Below are 17295 nucleotides of genomic sequence, written 5' to 3'. Positions count from 1 at the left end.
ACTTCAATTCTTTAGCAAATTTTTTAGCACATTTAAAACCTGTTGACGTGTATTCTCTAAATCTTTTCCTGTATCAATAACAAAATCAGCACGTTCTCGTTTTTTTTCATCTGGCATTTGTTGAGCATTGATAAAGGCAAATTTTTTCTCATTCATACCTTGGCGAATCATAACACGTTCTTTTTGTATTTCTGGTGGAGCTGAAACAACAATAACGCTATCCACACGACTTTCACCATTTTTTTCAAAAAGAAGTGGAATATCAAGAATAACTAATTTTTTCCCTTGTTCACGCGCTATATCAATAAATTCCCTTTCTTTTTCTTGCACCAAAGGATGAACTATTTTTTCTAATGTTTTTAATTTTTCCTTATCACCAATCAAAATTTCAGAAAGTTTCAAACGATTAACTTCACCGTTTTCAACAACACCAGGAAAAATACGCTCTATGAGTGACAAAGCTGGCTCACTTTTATAAAGCTGTTGTACTGCTTCATCAGCACTAAAAACAGAAATACCCGCTTGCTTGAAAAAATCAGCAACTGTTGATTTTCCCATAGCAATTGATCCCGTTAATCCTATGATCTTCATTCTCTTTTTTCACTCATATCCTCTAAAATAGCTGTCCTTAACGCTTTTGTTACCTGTGGTCTTATTCCAAACCACTGTTCAAATCCTATAACAGCCTGATGTAGAAGCATTCCAAGTCCATCAACCGTCTTGAGATCACAAGCTTTTGCCTGTTGTAAAAAAGGGGTTATCAATGGTGTATAAACAATATCTGTTACTAACGCCGTTTTTTTTGCTTTATGAAAATCACAAAAAAAAGAATCACTTTTTTCTTCCGAATTTTTTATGCCAATAGAGGTTGTATTAACAATCAAATCAGCTTGATGAAGTATTTCATGGATTTTATGCCAATCGTAAACTTTAATGATTTTTCCAAAATGCTGAGCTAAATTATCAGCGCGTTGTTTTGTACGGTTAATTAAATAAATCTGTTCAAATCCGCGTTTTTTTAAGGCATATAAGATAGCGCGCGCGGCACCACCTGCTCCAAAAACAAGAGCTGTTTCCCCTCCCCAATCAGATGCAAAATCATCAAGATTAGCGCTAAAACCATAGGCATCGCTATTCGTGGCACAAAGCTTATCTCCTTCATACCAAAGTGTATTAACAGCACCAATCATTGTTGCTATCTCATCTTTATAAGATGCTAAACGAAAAGCTTCCTGTTTATAAGGTAAAGTAACATTTCCTCCACAAAAGCCTATTTTTTGTAAAGACGCAATAAAATGACTGAACTGTCCAGATGTTACTTCTTGTGCAAGATATTCTCCTTGTAAACCATATTGTTTAAGCCAAAAATTGTGAATTTTTGGCGATTTTGAATGATGAATTGGAGAACCAACAACAAAAGCACGCGGATAATTTGTTTTTTTTATTGTTAAGTCAACCATCAATAATTCCTAAGTGGCGCAGTTTTATGAGTAGAGGCAGTAAAGGTAAACCAACAATGGTAAAAAAATCTCCATCAATTTTTTCAAAGAGATGAATCCCTTCCCCTTCAATTTGATATACTCCCACGCTGTTTAGAACATCTTTTCCTACGCGTGCTAAATAACGTTCAATAAATTCTGACGAGAGCAAGCGGACGGACATATGTGCACTAAAAGCTTCAACCCAAATTTTTTGACCATTTTTAAATAAAGCTACCGCACTATGAAGAGAATGGGTTTTTCCTGATAACTCACATAAACGTTGATGTGCTTCTTTAATATTTGTTGCTTTATGAAAAACTTGACCTTCCAAATCAAGCACTTGATCACAACCAATAACGAAAGAATCAGGAAAACGGTCTGAAACATTTTTTGCTTTTGCACTCGCGAGAAAACAACAGAGTTCTTTAGGTGTTTTTTCTTTTGCTGTTTTTTCTACTTCTCTTTCATCAAAAGAAGCTCCTTCAATGGAAAAATTTAAACCTGCTTTTTTTAATAATTTTGCACGATAAAAACTAAGAGATGCTAATATTAAAGTATCTGCGTTCATGAGAATTTTCTCTCATTTCCTTCACGAAATCGTGATAACAGTTCAAATATTGCAGCAGCAGTTTCTTCAATAGAACGTCTTGTGACATCAATAATAGGCCAACCAAAACGTTCACAAATGCGTTTAGCATAGATTAATTCTTCAGCTATATTGATACGATTTGTATAATTATCAAGAGCAAAACCTTCTCCCAAATCTCTATTTTGGCGAATATGTGAGATTCTTTCTGCTGAAGCGATTAAGCCAATAATTAAAGAATTTTTTGCCTCTAAAAGAGATTCTGGCAAATCAATATTAGGAATAAGAGGAATATTAGCCGTTTTTATTCCGCGATTTGCTAAATAGATACTTGTTGGCGTTTTAGAGGTTCTTGAAATTCCTACAAGAATCACATCTGCTTCAGATAAGCTACTGGAAGACTGTCCATCATCATGTTCTATTGTAAAATCCAGTGCCTCAATACGACGAAAGTAATCTGCATTAAGATCATGTTGTGCACTAACACGTAAATGAGTTGGCATTCCGAGGTAAGACTGAAAAGCATTTAAAACAGGATGCAATATATCAATACAGGGAACTTTTATTTTTTTGCATCTTTTTTGAAGAAGAAGTTTAAGTTCTTCATCAATCATTGTGTAAAGAACAATACCTGGCTCTTGTTGTATTTCATCAAGAGCTTTTTGTAACTGTATTCTATTACGAATCATAGGATAGATATGCTCTGTTGCCTGACTCATTGCATACTGGGATGCTACAGCTCTTCCAACAGAGATTAATGTTTCTCCCGTTGCATCAGAAAGCATGTGTAAATGAAAGAATTTTTTTTCTTTTGTCACAAAAATTTTAACTCCTTGTTAAGACATGTGTATATATCTTCAACGTTTTTTATAAAACTAAAATTTAGGAAAAATTCTCCTTTTTTATGCACAAATTAAATGCTTGTGATAATTTAATCCCTCTTATAAAAAAAGAGGGGATAATATCTTTAAGATAGTGTTATTTTTATTCTTTTTTCACTTCCTTTTGTGGATAAAATTGAGGATAAATAATAATCCACACTAAACACAGTTATAAATAAGAATAATCCTTTCTTTAATATAAATTTATTAATATAAATTTCTGTAAAAAATACTTTTGAATAGCATTTCATTAATGCTATAACTTTAACTTACATTTTTGTTATTAAAATAATTAAATACTATCTGGATTTTATATTTTTTCAAGTTTTTCATACAATTACTTAATATTACAGGAACAAATTTCATATAAATGGTACTTGCAGATTTAAAAAATTGAGTGTAGGATATCTTTTCTTAATAATATTTCACTCATAAATTTCCATAAATTCTTTAGAATAATCTTCTCCTTAATTACAAAGAGCATATTTCATGCAAAAAATGAAACTACAAGAACTTAAAAGCAAAAATCCCGTTGAGCTTGTTTCTTTTGCTGAAACATTAGAAGTTGAAAATGCTTCCCTTATGCGCAAACAAGAATTAATGTTTGCTATTTTGAAAAAACTTGCTCTACAAGACGTTGAAATTATAGGAGAAGGTGTTGTTGAAGTTTTACAAGATGGATTTGGATTTTTGAGATCTGCTGATGCTAATTATCTTCCTGGTCCTGATGATATTTATCTTTCACCTGCACAAATACAGTCGTTTTCTTTAAAGACAGGCGATACAATTGAAGGTCCTATACGCAGTCCAAAAGAGGGAGAACGTTATTTTGCTCTCCTTAAAATTAATACAATTAATTTCGAAAAACCTGAAAAGATTCGTTATAAAATCCACTTTGATAATCTTACTCCTCTTTATTCAAATGAACGTTTCCAAATGGAAATACAAGATCCTACAGAGAAAGATATGTCATCACGCGTGATTGATTTGATATCTCCATTGGGAAAAGGACAAAGAGGATTAATCGTTGCGCCACCTCGGACAGGAAAAACAGTTTTACTTCAAAATATTGCTCATTCTATTACCACTAATCATCCTGAATGTTATCTCATTGTTCTTTTAATCGATGAACGACCAGAAGAAGTTACTGATATGCAGCGTTCAGTAAAAGGAGAAGTGGTTTCTTCTACTTTTGATGAGCCTGCAATACGTCACGTACAAGTGGCAGAAATGGTCATTGAAAAAGCCAAACGTCTTGTTGAATATGGACGTGATGTTGTTATTCTTCTCGATTCTATTACACGTCTTGGGCGTGCATATAATACGGTTGTTCCTTCTTCAGGTAAAGTCTTGACAGGTGGTGTGGATGCTAATGCTCTCCAGCGCCCAAAACGTTTTTTTGGTGCAGCACGTAATATTGAGGAAGGCGGGTCTTTAACCATTATAGCAACGGCTTTGATTGATACAGGAAGCCGTATGGATGAGGTTATTTTTGAAGAATTTAAAGGAACAGGTAACTCAGAAATTGTTCTTGATCGTAAGGTTGCTGATAAGCGTATTTTCCCTGCTATGGACATTTTAAAGTCAGGAACACGTAAAGAAGAGCTTTTGGTAGCACGACAAGATTTGCATAAAATTTTTGTTCTTCGTCGTATTTTAGCACCTATGAATGTAACAGATGCAATTGAATTTTTGATTGATAAATTGAAGCAAACAAAAAATAATAGTGAGTTTTTTGATTCAATGAATACGTAGAGTCATTAAAGTTTTTATTAGGATAAAACCTGTGGATACAATCTTTGCTGTTTCGAGTGGATTGTTACCTTCAGGGGTTGCTGTCATTCGGCTTTCTGGTCCTCATGTTGTGGATATAGTTAAAACGCTTTGTGGTTGTTTACCTAAAGCACGCTTTATGCATTATGGAAACCTTACTGCTCGTGATGGTAGTTTTTTAGATTCTGCTTTAACTGTTTTCTTTCCTGCTCCTCATAGTTTTACGGGAGAAGATTGTGCAGAATTCCATTTGCATGGAGGAAAAGCTGTTGTTAATCGTTTTCTCGATGAATTGTCGACATTTTCTGGATGCCGTATTGCAGAGGCAGGAGAATTTTCACGCCGTGCTTTTATGGAGGGAAAATTAGATCTTGTTCAGGCAGAAGGTCTTGCTGATTTAATAGAAGCGGAAACGGAAAGCCAGCGTCGTTTAGCTGTTATGGGTACAAGTGGACATTTAACGACGCTTTATCGTGATTGGCGCCATAAACTTATGAAGGTTCGTGCTTTTATTGAAGCAGAACTTGATTTTGTGGATGAAGCAGATGTTCCAAACGCAATATCTGATAAAGTTTGGAAAGATGTTAAAGATCTTTGTACTTCTCTTCGAGAACATATTATTGAAGGAGAGCGTGCGAGTATTTTACGTGATGGATTAAAAATTGTTATTGCTGGTGCTCCTAATTCTGGAAAATCAAGCATTATGAATCGTCTTTCAGGAAGATCTGTTGCTATTGTAACAGAAGAAGCAGGAACAACCCGTGATGCTTTAGAAATAAGACTTATTCTTGGTGGTTTACCTGTTTTTTTAACCGATACTGCTGGTTTTAGAAAAACAGAAAATAAAATAGAACAGATGGGAATAGAAGTTGCTAAGCAGCATGTTAGGGAAGCTGATTTGGTTATTTTGGTTTATGATATAGGAAATCCTGAGAAAGTTGATTTACCAGAAACATCGGCTGAAATATGGTGTGTTGGCAATAAACTTGATCTTTATGAAAAAAATGATCAACGTTGGTCTATACAATTTTCTGCATTAACTGGTTTAAATTTTGATTGTTTTATCAAAGAACTTGAATCATTTTGCCATCATCGTGCTTCTGAAGTTGGAAATCTTGTTCCAGCACGTAAAAGGCAACTTCAACTACTAAAGGAAGCTGTTAAAGAGATTGAACATTCTCTCAATTATCATTCTCTTGATCTCAGTTTACGTGCAGAACATCTCCGACGTGCAAGTGATTTTCTTGGAAAAATTACGGGAGATATTGATGTTGAAGATTTGCTTGATATCATTTTTTCAGAATTTTGTGTTGGTAAATAATGATTCACGTGAAACATTGATTATTTCATAGACAGATTATAAATATTATGTAATTTATGTTCTGTTTCACGTGAAACCTTAGAATATTCTCTATGGAATAAATTGAATGCAATCATATGATGTTGTTATTGTTGGTGGTGGTCATGCTGGCTGTGAAGCAGCTTCAGCTTCAGCGCGTGTAGGAGCACAAACAGCGCTTATTACACATAAAATATCCGCATTGGGAAAAATGTCATGTAATCCTGCTATTGGTGGTCTTGGAAAAGGGCATCTGGTTCGTGAAATAGATGCGTTGGATGGTCTCATGGGAAGGGCAGCAGATGCTGCTGGAATTCAGTTTAGACTCCTTAATAGACGTAAAGGACCGGCAGTAAGAGGTCCACGGACACAAGCAGATAGACAACTCTATAAGGAAGCAATTCAAAAACTCTTAAAAGAACAAGAAAGTCTTACTCTTATTGAAGATGAAGTACTTGATTTGATTGTTAAAGATAATTGTGTATCAGGTGTTATTTTAAAAAAACAAGGAACAATTTTTTCTGGTGCTGTTGTTTTAACAACAGGTACGTTTTTAAATGGCTTTATTCATATTGGTAATAAAACATGGGCCGCTGGTCGTATGGGAGATCAGTCAAGTGTAAAACTTGCTGAACATTTGAAAAAATATCATATAAAACTTGGACGATTAAAAACAGGAACCCCTGCTCGTTTGAGTAAAAAAACAATTGCTTGGGAAGCTCTCCAAAAACAACAAGCAGATGAAAATCCCATACCCTTTTCTCTTTTAACAGAGAAAATTGAACAACCACAAATTGAATGTGCAATAACACGTACAAATGAGAAAACACATCAAATTATTCGCGAAAATATCTATCGTTCTGCTTTATATTCTGGAAATATTGAAGGATTAGGACCACGTTATTGTCCTTCAATTGAAGATAAAATTGTTAAATTTGGGGAACGTGATGGACATCAGATTTTTTTAGAACCAGAAGGATTAAATGATGATACCGTTTATCCGAATGGTCTTTCTACTTCTCTTCCTGAAGATGTGCAAATTTCTCTATTGAAAACCATTGAAGGATTAGAAAATGCTAAAGTTTTGCAACCTGGTTATGCTATTGAATATGATTTTGTTAATCCTCAACAATTAACAAGAAGCTTAGAATTACGTTCTTTATCGGGTTTGTTTTTAGCGGGACAAATAAATGGCACAACAGGATATGAAGAAGCAGCTGCACAAGGTCTTTTGGCTGGATTGAATGCTGCGCGTAAAGTAGGTAAATTAGATGAAATACTTATAAGTCGTTCTACGGCTTATATTGGTGTTATGGTTGATGATTTGGTTTCACGTGGTGTTTGTGAACCTTATAGAATGTTTACATCACGTGCTGAATTTCGTTTATCTTTACGATCTGATAATGCTGATACGCGTTTAACACCTTTGGCACAAGAATGGGGTATTGTGAGTAAAGTACGTTGGGATTGTTATCAGGAAAAACAACAGCGACTTGATCAAGCACGATCAATGTGTCAAAATCTTTTTTTAACACCTAATGAAGCTTCTGCTCGTGGATTACATGTTAATCATGATGGAATTCGTCGTTCAGTTTATGATTTTCTTGCTTATCCTCATGTGACTTTAGAGTGTCTTACAGATTTTTGGCCACAATTACAAACAATTGATTCTAAAACAGCAGAATCTTTAGAAATTGAAGCACAATATGCGGTTTATTTAGATAAACAAGCACAAGATATTGCCTCTCTTCAGAGAGATGAACGTTTAGAAATTCCTTCTTCTCTTGATATTCAAGCAATTTCAGGTCTTTCAAATGAACTTAAATCAAAAATTCAAGAAATATCGCCACGTTCAATTGCTGATGCACAAAAAATTGATGGTATGACACCCGCTGCTTTATCGCTTATTATTACATATATTCAACGTCAACGACGTGAAAAGGCTAAAACAGCTTAATGGATTTTTATACAGAACAAAAATATCAACAACTATTAAATATTATTCCTTCTGTTTCACGTGAAACGATGGAAAATTTAATTCAGTTTGAGTCTTTAATCATTCAATGGAATGCGCATATTAATTTAATATCTGCTGCGACAATACCAGATCTATGGACACGACATATTTTAGATTCAGCACAAATTTTTCCTTTGTATGCTCATTCTTTACATTGGTGTGATTTAGGATCAGGAGGAGGTTTTCCTGCAATTGTGATTGCTATTTTTCTGAAAGAAAAAAAAACAGGGCATATTCATCTTGTTGAGAGTAATGGAAAAAAAGTCGCTTTTTTGCGAACAGTTATTGCTCAACTTAATCTTCCAGCAACGGTTTATCACGCTAGGATTGAAGATATATATCAAAAAATTCCTATATCTGATATTATAACGGCACGAGGATTAGCGCCGCTCAATGTTCTTTTACAGCTTATTTTTCCTTTATCAACAGAAAAAACAGTAGCTCTTTTGCAAAAAGGTCGGGATTACGCTACAGAAATAAAAAATGCCTCTGCCAATTGGCACTTTGATCTGTTAAAACATAAAAGTAAAGTTGATGAAAATTCTGTTATTTTGGAAATTTCTCATATTCGATCATATAGAGGGTAGAGCAAAATGAGCGAAACACGAATTATCGCTATTGCAAACCAAAAGGGTGGAGTCGGAAAAACAACCACAGCGATTAATCTTGCTACAGCTTTAGCGGCTATTGGTGAAAATGTCCTTATTATGGATGTTGATCCACAAGGTAATGCTAGTACAGGTTTAGGGATTGATCGTAATAGCCGTCCTTTATCTTCTTATGATGTTTTGGTTTCAGGTGTTTCAATTACACAGGCCGCTTTAAAAACAGCCGTACCCAATCTTTATATAGTTCCCTCTACACTTGATCTCTTAGGTGTGGAAATGGAAATTTCTTCATCAAAAGATCGCATACAACGCTTACGTAAAGCTCTCTATGATGATCCGGAAATGGAAAAAAAATTCAATTATATTTTAATTGATTGTCCACCATCGCTTAATCTTCTTACTCTTAATGCTATGGGAGCTGCAGATTCTGTTTTAGTGCCTATGCAATGTGAATTTTTAGCGCTTGAAGGTTTAAGTCAATTACTTGAAACAGTAAAACAAGTGCGATCCGTACTTAATCCCTCTTTAGAAATTCAAGGTATCGTTCTAACAATGTATGATGGACGTAATAATCTTTCAAATCAAGTTGTTGAAGATGTACGCTCTTTTATGGGAGATAAAGTTTATCGTACTGTTATTCCACGAAATGTAAGAGTATCAGAAGCGCCTTCTTTTGGTAAACCTGTATTGCTTTACGATCTCAAATGTGCTGGTAGCCAAGCTTATTTACGTCTAGCATCTGAAATGATTCAACGTGAAAAACAAGCACGCGCTGCTGCTTAGAAATATAAAAAATAATCTAAAAATTCAAAGAGCAAAATTATGAATGATGATCTATCAAAAAAAAGACTAGGCCGTGGATTAGCAGCATTGATTGGAGATATCAATTTAAACAACAATTTTGCACGTTCACCAAGTTTTGATAAATTAACCGAATCCGGTGGCATTTCTGAACAGTTTATCCCTCTTGAATCTATTTCATGTAATCCTCATAATCCACGGCGTCATTTTACTGAAACAGAACTTGATAATTTGGCACAATCAATTCGTCAGCACGGTGTGGTTCAACCTGTTATTGTCAGACCTTTAAGAGATTATCCTCATCGGTTTGAATTGATCGCTGGTGAACGGCGTTGGCGTGCTGCACAACGTGCAAATTTAAGTCAATTACCCGTTATTGTTCGTGATGTAGATGATAAAACTGCTTTGGAATTGGCTATTATTGAAAATGTTCAGCGTGCAGATCTTAATCCTATCGAAGAAGCAAAGGGATATGAGATGCTTATAAATGAACACGGTTATACGCAAGTAGATTTAGCACAAGTTATAGGAAAAAGTCGTAGTCATGTTGCAAATACACTTCGTTTGTTAAAACTTCCAGAAAAGGTACAACAATTCTTAACTGATGGGCAACTTTCCGCAGGTCATGCACGTTGTCTTATAACCGTTGATAATCCACAAGATTTAGCTGAGAAAATTATTCGTGAAGGGCTTTCTGTACGTCAAACAGAAATACTTGCATATGAGCAAGCTAATCCTAAAACTAAAAAACGTACCAATATGGAGAAAGATGCTGAAACAAAATCTTTAGAAAAATTACTTGCAGATGTGATTGGAATGAAAGTTATTATTCGACATGGTAAAAAAGGTGGCGATTTAAAAATACATTACTCTTCATTAGAACAATTAGATGAAATTTGTCGACGTTTACAAAGTTAACCAATTGTTCTAAAAAGATTTTTTAACAGTTATCTTTTAAAATTTTTATTATTCTATACATATGCTCTTTAGCAAATTCTATATTACTTGAAGGTAAAAAGTTTTTTTCATAAGTAGAATTTTCTTTATCAGTAAGTATATATAATGTCGCTTGAAGTGCGAAGTGAGCGATAACAAAATCTTTCGGTGTTATATTATTTTCTGTTAAAATATTTACAAGTTTTGGTTTACTAGAAATATAGGCAGTGTATTTTTCAATATTATCATTATAAGTATTGAGATCACTTTTTGTATTTGTTTGTTCTGGTTCTGAAGATAAATTTTTACATTCTGCTTTGATTTTTTCCAGCTTTAAAAGAAGATCTTCTGTTAAGGGATAATTTACAATGAAAGGCGGTATAAAAGAAGTATTATCTATTTCTTGTTTTTTTTCTTGAGCGTATGATACAAAAGGAAAAATGCAGAAAAAGCACAATAGAAGTTTAAACATGACTAAAAATTATCCTTTCTTTTTTGGATTTCAATAAATATTTTCTCGTCTATTATTCCTTATTGTTAGAAAAACATTTGTAAATATAATCGAAATAAAAACAATTATTAGGAATGATAAAAACACGGTGATTTTTTAATGCACGGACTTTTTTATTAGATTAATGGGATGATATTTTCTAACGTCTCATAACTGATTAGTTTCTCAAAATGAGTTCTTCACAGCTCTCTAAAAGAATTGTCGCTTTGTAAAAATGTTTTTTAACAAATTCAAGATTGTTTAGAAATATAGTATTTTTCTCAGTAGAATATTCCTTTTCAGGTACAAATATAAGAAGCGTTGATATTTCTTTAAGTGCTAAGGTTCCAGCAGCAAAATCTTTCGGTGTGATATTATTTTCTTTTAAAATATTTACAAGTTTTGGTTTATTAGAAATATAGGTAGTGTAGTTTTCAATACTAGAGTGGATACTAGAATCATAAGTGATAAGATGATTTTTTGTTTCTGGAAGTAACTTTTTGCATTCTTTTTCAATTTTTTCCAGCTTTAAAAGAAAATCTTCTGTTAAGGGATAATTTGCAATGAGAGGTGGTATAAGAGAATGATCTGTTTTCTTTTCTTCTGCCATTGTTTGTTGAATATGTATCACGAAAAGAAAAAGGAGGAACAAACGTAATACGAACTTAAGCATGATTAAAAATTATCCTTTCTTCTTCGAACTTCAGCAAAAACTTCTTCATCTGTTCCTTCTTCCATTACAAGATTTCTTCGCAACACACTATCATCCCAGCGGAGAAAGGGATTGGTGGCTTTTTCTTGCCCTAAAGTGACAGGTAAAGTCATAGCGTTTTTTGCACGTAGCAAAAAAACTTCCTCTATTCTTTGGTGGAGTTTTTTATTATGTGGGTCAATTGTTAGTGCGAAAAGAGCATTGTTTTTTGTATACTCATGTCCACAATAGAGAAGTGTTTTATCAGGAAGTTTACGAAGTCTTTTTAAAGAATGTAGCATTTGTGCAGGTGTTCCTTCGAAAAGACGTCCACAGCCAAGTGAAAAAAGTGTATCCCCAGCAAAGAGTAAACCCTTTTCAGGAAAATAGTAAGATAATGCGCCTAAAGTATGACCAGGTGTTGAAAGAGCTAAAAGAAGATGTGCGCCAAAGAAAAAACTTTCATCAGGCTGAAGTGTTTGATCAAGATGATTGATTTTTTCTTTTTCTGCTTCTGGCCCGATAATCGTAGCGTTGTAAACTTGTTTTAATTCTGATAGAGCTTCTACATGGTCGTGATGATGATGGGTTACAAAAATAGTGTTAAGTGTCCAATTGTGGCGTTTTAAAGCATTATGAATTGCTTTGCTTTCAGGAGCATCTATTGCAGCTGTCATGCCGCTTTTTTCATCATGAATGAGTACACCGAAATTATCTTTTCGACAGATAAACTGTTCAATCAACATATTTTTTCTCCTGAACAGTGTTTAGCGATGAATTTATAAAATAATCGGTAGTGGTGAATTTTTTAAGAATCAGGTTTGTCCTCTTCTGTAAAAAGTCCTTTTGAATGTTTTATAATGATAGGCATTTGGGTAAGCATGAAAAGAATTGTTATAGGCATGACGCCAAATACTTTGAAATTAGTCCAGAAATTATCGCTAAAATTGCGCCAAATGATTTCATTCAAAATAGCAAGAAAAACGAAAAAAAACGCCCAACGATAGGTCAGTTTTTGCCAACCTAAATCATCAAGTTTTAAAGTAGAATCAAGAGCATAACGCAAAAGTGGTTTTTTAAAAAACATTCCACCCAAAAGTATAAGAGCAAATAAGCTATTAATGATTGTTGGCTTCATTTTTATGAAAGTTTCATTATGAAGCCAGAGAGTTAAAAAGCCAAAAACTAAAACAAATATTCCCGAAATAAGAGGCATAATAGGAATTTGTCTTACAAGTATCCATGATAAGCTTAGAGAAATAATAATCGCTCCCATGAAAATAGCTGTTGCAGGGAAAATAGGTTTGTTAAAATTTTGAAAAAATACAATGTTTTTTATTAACCATTCTCCTTTGTAATTGGCAAAAAAGAAGGCAACTAATGGGCCCATTTCCAAGAAAAACTTAAATGTCGGTGAGAGAGAAATTTTCTTATTGTTATTCATATTTTTTTCAGAATTATTGTGTGAATTAGGGTTAGATAAGGGCTGTTTCATGCATGTTTTCCTGCGATAGTTTCGGCAAAGTCAGAAGCAGAAAAGGGTTGAAGGTCTTCAATATCTTCTCCTATACCGATAAAATAAACGGGTAATTTGTATTTTGCTGCGATAGCGACAAGAATTCCTCCTCGTGCAGTTCCATCTAGCTTTGTCATGACTAAACCATTAACACCAGCAATATCGCGGAAAATATCCACTTGGTTGAGTGCATTTTGTCCGGTTGTTGCATCAAGCGTTTGAAGGATTGTATGGGGTGCTTGGGGGGTGTGTTTTTTTAAAACACGAATAATTTTTGCCAACTCATCCATTAATTCAGATTTATTTTGTAAACGTCCTGCTGTATCAATAATTAATATATCACTGTTTGCTTTTTTTGCTTTCTCAAAAGCATCAAAAGCTAAACTTGCGGCATCTGCACCCAATTTTGTCGAAATGACAGGAGAACCGGTGCGCTCACCCCAAATATGCAGTTGCTCAATAGCAGCGGCTCGGAAAGTATCACCAGCTGCAAGCATAACTTTTAATCCCCCTGCTGTTAATTTGGCTGCAAGTTTTCCAATAGTTGTCGTTTTTCCAGTGCCATTTACACCTACCAGCAAAATAACATGAGGCTTATGGCTAAGATCAAGTTCTAATGGTATTGCAACAGGTTCTAGAACTTTTTTTATCTCATCAGCTACAATAGTATGAATGTCATTTGGAGAGAGGTCTTTTCCATAACGGCTGGAAGATAAAGTATTTGCGATGCGTGTTGCCGTCTCTACACCTATGTCAGCTTGGATAAGAATATCTTCGAGCTCTTGCAATGTATCTTCATCAAGTTTTCTTTTAACAAAGAGATCGCCAATTGATCCGCTTAGGCGTTGTGAAGAAAGGGATAGACCTTTTTTTAGGCGCCCAAACCACGCTATCTTTTTTTGTTCAACAAAAGGTTCAGATAAAATTTCTTCATTCTTTTTTTCATAGATGGTGTTTGTGACAATAATTTTACCAGAAAGGGGAATTTTATCAGAATGGGCTTCTAAAGATGAGGATTTTTCATCACATTTTGTAGGTGTTGTCTTTTTATTTTTTGTTTGTTCTTCTTTTTCTGTATCTATAGAGATTTCATTGTTTTTTTCTCTTATATTGCTTTTATCAGGAATAGAAATCTGTTGTTCAATTTCTTGCTCTTGAGATTTGTTAAAAGAGAATATTTTTTTTATAAAAGATTTCGTCATAAGAATTTTCCTGCTCAAGCAGCGTTTAACTTTGGAGGGACAGCAATCAATTTATCGCCATCATGATCAACGATAAGGGCTTGAACAATTGTTCCTGCTTTTGCACCTTTAACTTGTACAAGGGTATAATCTTCTGTTCGTCCGATTTCATCTTTTTCAACGAGAATTGTTTGTAGACTGTTTTGTAAATGAGCAAGATGCTTTTGGTAAGCCATTTCACCTGCTTTACGCAATTTTTCAGCACGCATCTTAACTATTTTACGGTTGATTTGTGGCATACGTGCGGCAGGTGTTCCTTCTCTTGGACTAAAGGGGAAGACATGGAGATGGGTTAAATTACAATCTTTGATTAAAACAAGACTGTTTTGAAACATCTCTTCTGTTTCTGTAGGAAAACCAGCAATTAAGTCAGCACCATAAACCATTGTAGGACGTTTGGCACGCAATTCTTGGCAAAATTGAATGGCATGTTCGCGCAGATGACGCCGTTTCATCCGTTTTAAAATCATATTATCACCTGCTTGCAAAGATAAATGCAAATGGGGCATGATTCTTGTTTCATAAGCTAAAAGATTGATGAGTTCTTCGTCTGCTTCAATAGAGTCAATAGATGAGAGGCGTAAACGCGTTAAGTCAGGGACATGATGCAAAATTGCTGAAGTTAATTTTCCTAGAGTAGCTTTTCCAGGAAGATCGTGGCCATAACTTGTAAGGTCAACACCTGTAAGGACCACCTCTTGGATACCCCCACCTATAAGCTTTTTAATTTGTTCTATGACAGCACCCATGGGAACTGAACGAGATGGTCCTCGTCCATAAGGAATAATGCAAAATGTGCAGCGATGATCACATCCGTTTTGTACTTGTACAAAAGCGCGGGTGCGCTCTTGCATTGCATTGACCATATGTGGAGCAATTTTTTGTACTTCCATAATGTCATTGATACGCACCTTTTCAGAATGATTAATACCAAAATCAGGAAGTTGACGATAAGAATGGGCGTGAAGTTTATCTTCGTTTCCTAAAACGAGATCCACTTCTGTCATTGAGGCAAAATTTTGTGCTTCTGTTTGGGCTGCACACCCTGTTACAATGATACGTGCATGGGGATTTTCACGTCGTGCTTTGCGGATAGCTTGTTTTGCTTGTCGTACAGCTTCGGCAGTGACAGCGCAGGTATTAAAAATAATTGCACCATCTTTGAGCTGTTCTAACCCTGAAGAAGTACTTTCTTTGCGAATGATTTCCGATTCGTAGCTATTGAGTCGACAACCAAAAGTTACAATTTCTATTGCCATCAGGAGTGATCCTTTTTGTAGTCCCCTGTTAAAGCGCTTAAAAAACCACTAAATTGATATTTTATTGGTCCTGTCATAATAATGTGATTGTCTTCTCGGTAAAAAATATTAAGTGTTCCCCTTGGTAAGTTTACATCGATATGGCGCTCTGTAAGACCACGTCGATAAGCAGCTACTGCACTTGCACAAGCAGCACTCCCACATGCTTGTGTTAATCCAGCTCCTCTCTCCCATGTGCGTAAATTTAGACTTTTATTTGACGTTATGCAAGCAATGGAAATATTGCACCGTTCAGGAAACAGGGGATCATGTTCAAGTTTTGGCCCATATTTTTCTAATGGAATATGTTCAATATCATTTTCAACAAAAAAGATAGCATGGAGATTGCCAATGGATATGAGACAAGCATCTTTTAGGGGACCAGCCGTAATTTCTACGTGATTGGTATCAACTATTTCACGTGAAACAGGCATCTCTTTTGCATTGAAATTTGGGCACCCCATATCAACAGAGATGAGATTGTCGGTTTGGCGTTTTCCTTCAATAATTCCAGCAGGGGTTTCTAAACGAAAATTTTCACCAAAATTGTGGTCTATAAGCCATGCAATAACACAACGCGTACCATTGCCACAAGCTTTAGCCTTTGATCCGTCGGCATTCCATATTTCTATGCGGAAGTCGGCTTTTTTCTGGGTTGGTGTGTGGATAGCCATGATTTGATCAAAATGCATTTCGGGATCTGCTGATAAAGCAAGGATTGCTTGTGGTGTAAGAGCATGTGTGCTTTCACGCATATCCGCAACAATAATTTGATTTCCAAGACCGTCCATTTTGCTAAATGGCGTTTTCATGAAATTTCTCTATTTCTAATGATTACTTATCAAGGGATATATGACTGAAAATCTTATAAATTTCCAGTGTTTAATTAATATAAAACTGGGTACATAAATTATTTCGTTAAAAATAAGAGGTTTTAAACCTGTTTTTTTTAATTTGTTAATTTATCTTTGTAACTATAATGAATATTCATTTAATTTTTTTGTGAGCTTATTTTTTATTTATTGTTGTGGGAGAGAGTGTAGATATGTCGTTTTCAAAAATTTCATTTTTCGTTGCAATATCAACTGTAATGCTTTTAGAGGGATGTTCAGCAACGCGGTTTGACAGTAATGACAGTAGTAACGCATCAGAAGTTTTTTATCCATCTCAACAAATGACAATATTGGAAGCGTCTGATCTTTCATCTACTTCTTCGTCGATATCTGAAGATGCAAACGCTTCGATGTATGAAAGAGGAGATTCTCAGAGCGATGGACGAATGGCTAATCTCGAATTGCCAAGCAATGCCTCTGATTTATTTCCTGCAAGTATTGCTGGAGTATGGAATCTTTCTATGGGAGGTAAAGTTTGCCGGATTGCAACGCCACAAACAAAGTTTGGACAAGGGTACCGTGCCGGTCCTTTACACTGTCCAGGAATTGCTTCTCAAGTGAGATCGTGGGCTGTTAAAGGAAAAAGATTATATTTTTATAATAATTCTGGACGTGTTATCGTTTCTCTTTATTCTTTAAATGTTGATCGCTTTGAGGGACGTACACTTGATGATCGTCCAGTTGTTTTAAGCCGTTAGGTCTTTTTTGACCGTTTATGAAAAAATAAGCTATAGAGACAGATTC

At 34.9% G+C, this 17295-nt stretch carries 18 protein-coding genes; 7 read left to right on the top strand and 11 right to left on the bottom strand.

Going from position 1 to position 17295, the window contains the following annotated elements:
- Positions 1 to 3: 3 nt before the first annotated feature.
- From coaE to ACFIKI_RS00500, 4 genes are read right to left on the bottom strand one after another with little or no spacing between them, the layout of a single operon-like run.
- Positions 4 to 591, bottom strand: a complete 588-nt coding sequence (gene coaE / locus ACFIKI_RS00515; RefSeq protein ID WP_375665102.1) for a dephospho-CoA kinase — start codon at positions 589 to 591, stop codon at positions 4 to 6.
- The gene (locus ACFIKI_RS00510) at positions 588 to 1460 is read right to left on the bottom strand and encodes a shikimate dehydrogenase (RefSeq protein ID WP_375622054.1); all 873 of its coding nucleotides are present in this window, start codon (positions 1458 to 1460) and stop codon (positions 588 to 590) included. The genes coaE and ACFIKI_RS00510 overlap by 4 nt, the downstream gene beginning before the upstream one ends.
- Positions 1453 to 2049: a Maf family nucleotide pyrophosphatase gene (locus ACFIKI_RS00505; RefSeq protein WP_375622055.1), complete on the bottom strand. Its 597-nt coding sequence runs from the start codon at positions 2047 to 2049 to the stop codon at positions 1453 to 1455. The genes ACFIKI_RS00510 and ACFIKI_RS00505 overlap by 8 nt, the downstream gene beginning before the upstream one ends.
- Positions 2046 to 2885, bottom strand: a complete 840-nt coding sequence (locus ACFIKI_RS00500; RefSeq protein ID WP_375622056.1) for a pyruvate, water dikinase regulatory protein — start codon at positions 2883 to 2885, stop codon at positions 2046 to 2048. Before ACFIKI_RS00500 ends, ACFIKI_RS00505 begins: the two co-directional genes overlap by 4 nt.
- 552 nt (positions 2886 to 3437) lie before the next feature.
- Here ACFIKI_RS00500 and rho point away from each other — a divergent pair.
- The 6 genes from rho (at position 3438) to ACFIKI_RS00470 (ending at position 10404) form a co-directional block, all read left to right on the top strand.
- Positions 3438 to 4703 carry a transcription termination factor Rho gene (gene rho, locus ACFIKI_RS00495; RefSeq protein ID WP_012232634.1) on the top strand — a complete coding sequence of 422 codons (1266 nt, stop codon included), beginning with the start codon at positions 3438 to 3440 and terminating at the stop codon, positions 4701 to 4703.
- A 31-nt stretch (positions 4704 to 4734) separates the two neighbouring features.
- The gene (gene mnmE / locus ACFIKI_RS00490) at positions 4735 to 6042 is read left to right on the top strand and encodes a tRNA uridine-5-carboxymethylaminomethyl(34) synthesis GTPase MnmE (RefSeq protein WP_375665100.1); all 1308 of its coding nucleotides are present in this window, start codon (positions 4735 to 4737) and stop codon (positions 6040 to 6042) included.
- Between the two features lie 106 nt (positions 6043 to 6148).
- Positions 6149 to 8017: a tRNA uridine-5-carboxymethylaminomethyl(34) synthesis enzyme MnmG gene (mnmG, locus tag ACFIKI_RS00485; RefSeq protein ID WP_375665098.1), complete on the top strand. Its 1869-nt coding sequence runs from the start codon at positions 6149 to 6151 to the stop codon at positions 8015 to 8017.
- Positions 8017 to 8664: a 16S rRNA (guanine(527)-N(7))-methyltransferase RsmG gene (rsmG, locus tag ACFIKI_RS00480; RefSeq protein WP_375665096.1), complete on the top strand. Its 648-nt coding sequence runs from the start codon at positions 8017 to 8019 to the stop codon at positions 8662 to 8664. Before mnmG ends, rsmG begins: the two co-directional genes overlap by 1 nt.
- 6 nt (positions 8665 to 8670) lie before the next feature.
- Complete coding sequence (locus ACFIKI_RS00475) at positions 8671 to 9468, top strand: ParA family protein (RefSeq protein ID WP_273790170.1); 798 nt, start codon at positions 8671 to 8673, stop codon at positions 9466 to 9468.
- A gap of 39 nt (positions 9469 to 9507) precedes the next feature.
- Positions 9508 to 10404, top strand: a complete 897-nt coding sequence (locus ACFIKI_RS00470; RefSeq protein WP_375665093.1) for a ParB/RepB/Spo0J family partition protein — start codon at positions 9508 to 9510, stop codon at positions 10402 to 10404.
- Positions 10405 to 10426: 22 nt separating this feature from the next.
- On the opposite strand, the gene ACFIKI_RS00465 is transcribed toward ACFIKI_RS00470, so the two are convergent.
- The 7 genes from ACFIKI_RS00465 to dapF form a co-directional block, all read right to left on the bottom strand.
- The gene (locus ACFIKI_RS00465; protein WP_375665090.1) at positions 10427 to 10894 is read right to left on the bottom strand and encodes a hypothetical protein; all 468 of its coding nucleotides are present in this window, start codon (positions 10892 to 10894) and stop codon (positions 10427 to 10429) included.
- 196 nt (positions 10895 to 11090) lie between these two features.
- Entirely contained in the window at positions 11091 to 11522 is a 432-nt protein-coding gene (locus tag ACFIKI_RS00460; protein WP_375665088.1) for a hypothetical protein, read from the bottom strand.
- Between the two features lie 65 nt (positions 11523 to 11587).
- Positions 11588 to 12349, bottom strand: a complete 762-nt coding sequence (gene gloB / locus ACFIKI_RS00455) for a hydroxyacylglutathione hydrolase (protein ID WP_375665086.1) — start codon at positions 12347 to 12349, stop codon at positions 11588 to 11590.
- A gap of 62 nt (positions 12350 to 12411) precedes the next feature.
- The gene (locus ACFIKI_RS00450) at positions 12412 to 13098 is read right to left on the bottom strand and encodes a septation protein A (protein ID WP_375665084.1); all 687 of its coding nucleotides are present in this window, start codon (positions 13096 to 13098) and stop codon (positions 12412 to 12414) included.
- Positions 13095 to 14321 (bottom strand): signal recognition particle-docking protein FtsY, encoded by a 1227-nt coding sequence (gene ftsY / locus ACFIKI_RS00445; protein ID WP_375665082.1) that lies wholly within the window; start codon positions 14319 to 14321, stop codon positions 13095 to 13097. The genes ACFIKI_RS00450 and ftsY overlap by 4 nt, the downstream gene beginning before the upstream one ends.
- A gap of 14 nt (positions 14322 to 14335) precedes the next feature.
- The gene (gene mtaB, locus ACFIKI_RS00440; RefSeq protein WP_375665080.1) at positions 14336 to 15619 is read right to left on the bottom strand and encodes a tRNA (N(6)-L-threonylcarbamoyladenosine(37)-C(2))-methylthiotransferase MtaB; all 1284 of its coding nucleotides are present in this window, start codon (positions 15617 to 15619) and stop codon (positions 14336 to 14338) included.
- The gene (dapF, locus tag ACFIKI_RS00435) at positions 15619 to 16470 is read right to left on the bottom strand and encodes a diaminopimelate epimerase (protein WP_375665078.1); all 852 of its coding nucleotides are present in this window, start codon (positions 16468 to 16470) and stop codon (positions 15619 to 15621) included. The genes mtaB and dapF overlap by 1 nt, the downstream gene beginning before the upstream one ends.
- A gap of 233 nt (positions 16471 to 16703) precedes the next feature.
- Here dapF and ACFIKI_RS00430 point away from each other — a divergent pair, with 233 nt between their 5' ends.
- Positions 16704 to 17249: an AprI/Inh family metalloprotease inhibitor gene (locus ACFIKI_RS00430; protein ID WP_375665076.1), complete on the top strand. Its 546-nt coding sequence runs from the start codon at positions 16704 to 16706 to the stop codon at positions 17247 to 17249.
- Positions 17250 to 17295 lie beyond the last annotated feature (46 nt).

The organism is Bartonella sp. TT121SHDZB, assembly GCF_042193415.1.
Lineage (GTDB): Bacteria > Pseudomonadota > Alphaproteobacteria > Rhizobiales > Rhizobiaceae > Bartonella.
Note: the sequence above shows the minus strand (reverse complement) of the source record. Positions and strands in the feature narration are given on the sequence as shown.

What these genes read in the sequence shown, in the direction of transcription:
- coaE (WP_375665102.1), bottom strand. Translation starts at nt 591, where the DNA reads ATGAAGATCATAGGATTAACGGGATCAATTGCTATGGGAAAATCAACA.
- ACFIKI_RS00510 (WP_375622054.1), bottom strand. Translation starts at nt 1,460, where the DNA reads ATGGTTGACTTAACAATAAAAAAAACAAATTATCCGCGTGCTTTTGTT.
- ACFIKI_RS00505 (WP_375622055.1), bottom strand. Translation starts at nt 2,049, where the DNA reads ATGAACGCAGATACTTTAATATTAGCATCTCTTAGTTTTTATCGTGCA.
- rho (WP_012232634.1), top strand. Translation starts at nt 3,438, where the DNA reads ATGCAAAAAATGAAACTACAAGAACTTAAAAGCAAAAATCCCGTTGAG.
- mnmG (WP_375665098.1), top strand. Translation starts at nt 6,149, where the DNA reads ATGCAATCATATGATGTTGTTATTGTTGGTGGTGGTCATGCTGGCTGT.
- rsmG (WP_375665096.1), top strand. Translation starts at nt 8,017, where the DNA reads ATGGATTTTTATACAGAACAAAAATATCAACAACTATTAAATATTATT.
- ACFIKI_RS00475 (WP_273790170.1), top strand. Translation starts at nt 8,671, where the DNA reads ATGAGCGAAACACGAATTATCGCTATTGCAAACCAAAAGGGTGGAGTC.
- ACFIKI_RS00470 (WP_375665093.1), top strand. Translation starts at nt 9,508, where the DNA reads ATGAATGATGATCTATCAAAAAAAAGACTAGGCCGTGGATTAGCAGCA.
- ACFIKI_RS00465 (WP_375665090.1), bottom strand. Translation starts at nt 10,894, where the DNA reads ATGTTTAAACTTCTATTGTGCTTTTTCTGCATTTTTCCTTTTGTATCA.
- ACFIKI_RS00460 (WP_375665088.1), bottom strand. Translation starts at nt 11,522, where the DNA reads ATGGCAGAAGAAAAGAAAACAGATCATTCTCTTATACCACCTCTCATT.
- gloB (WP_375665086.1), bottom strand. Translation starts at nt 12,349, where the DNA reads ATGTTGATTGAACAGTTTATCTGTCGAAAAGATAATTTCGGTGTACTC.
- ACFIKI_RS00450 (WP_375665084.1), bottom strand. Translation starts at nt 13,098, where the DNA reads ATGAAACAGCCCTTATCTAACCCTAATTCACACAATAATTCTGAAAAA.
- ftsY (WP_375665082.1), bottom strand. Translation starts at nt 14,321, where the DNA reads ATGACGAAATCTTTTATAAAAAAAATATTCTCTTTTAACAAATCTCAA.
- mtaB (WP_375665080.1), bottom strand. Translation starts at nt 15,619, where the DNA reads ATGGCAATAGAAATTGTAACTTTTGGTTGTCGACTCAATAGCTACGAA.
- dapF (WP_375665078.1), bottom strand. Translation starts at nt 16,470, where the DNA reads ATGAAAACGCCATTTAGCAAAATGGACGGTCTTGGAAATCAAATTATT.
- ACFIKI_RS00430 (WP_375665076.1), top strand. Translation starts at nt 16,704, where the DNA reads ATGTCGTTTTCAAAAATTTCATTTTTCGTTGCAATATCAACTGTAATG.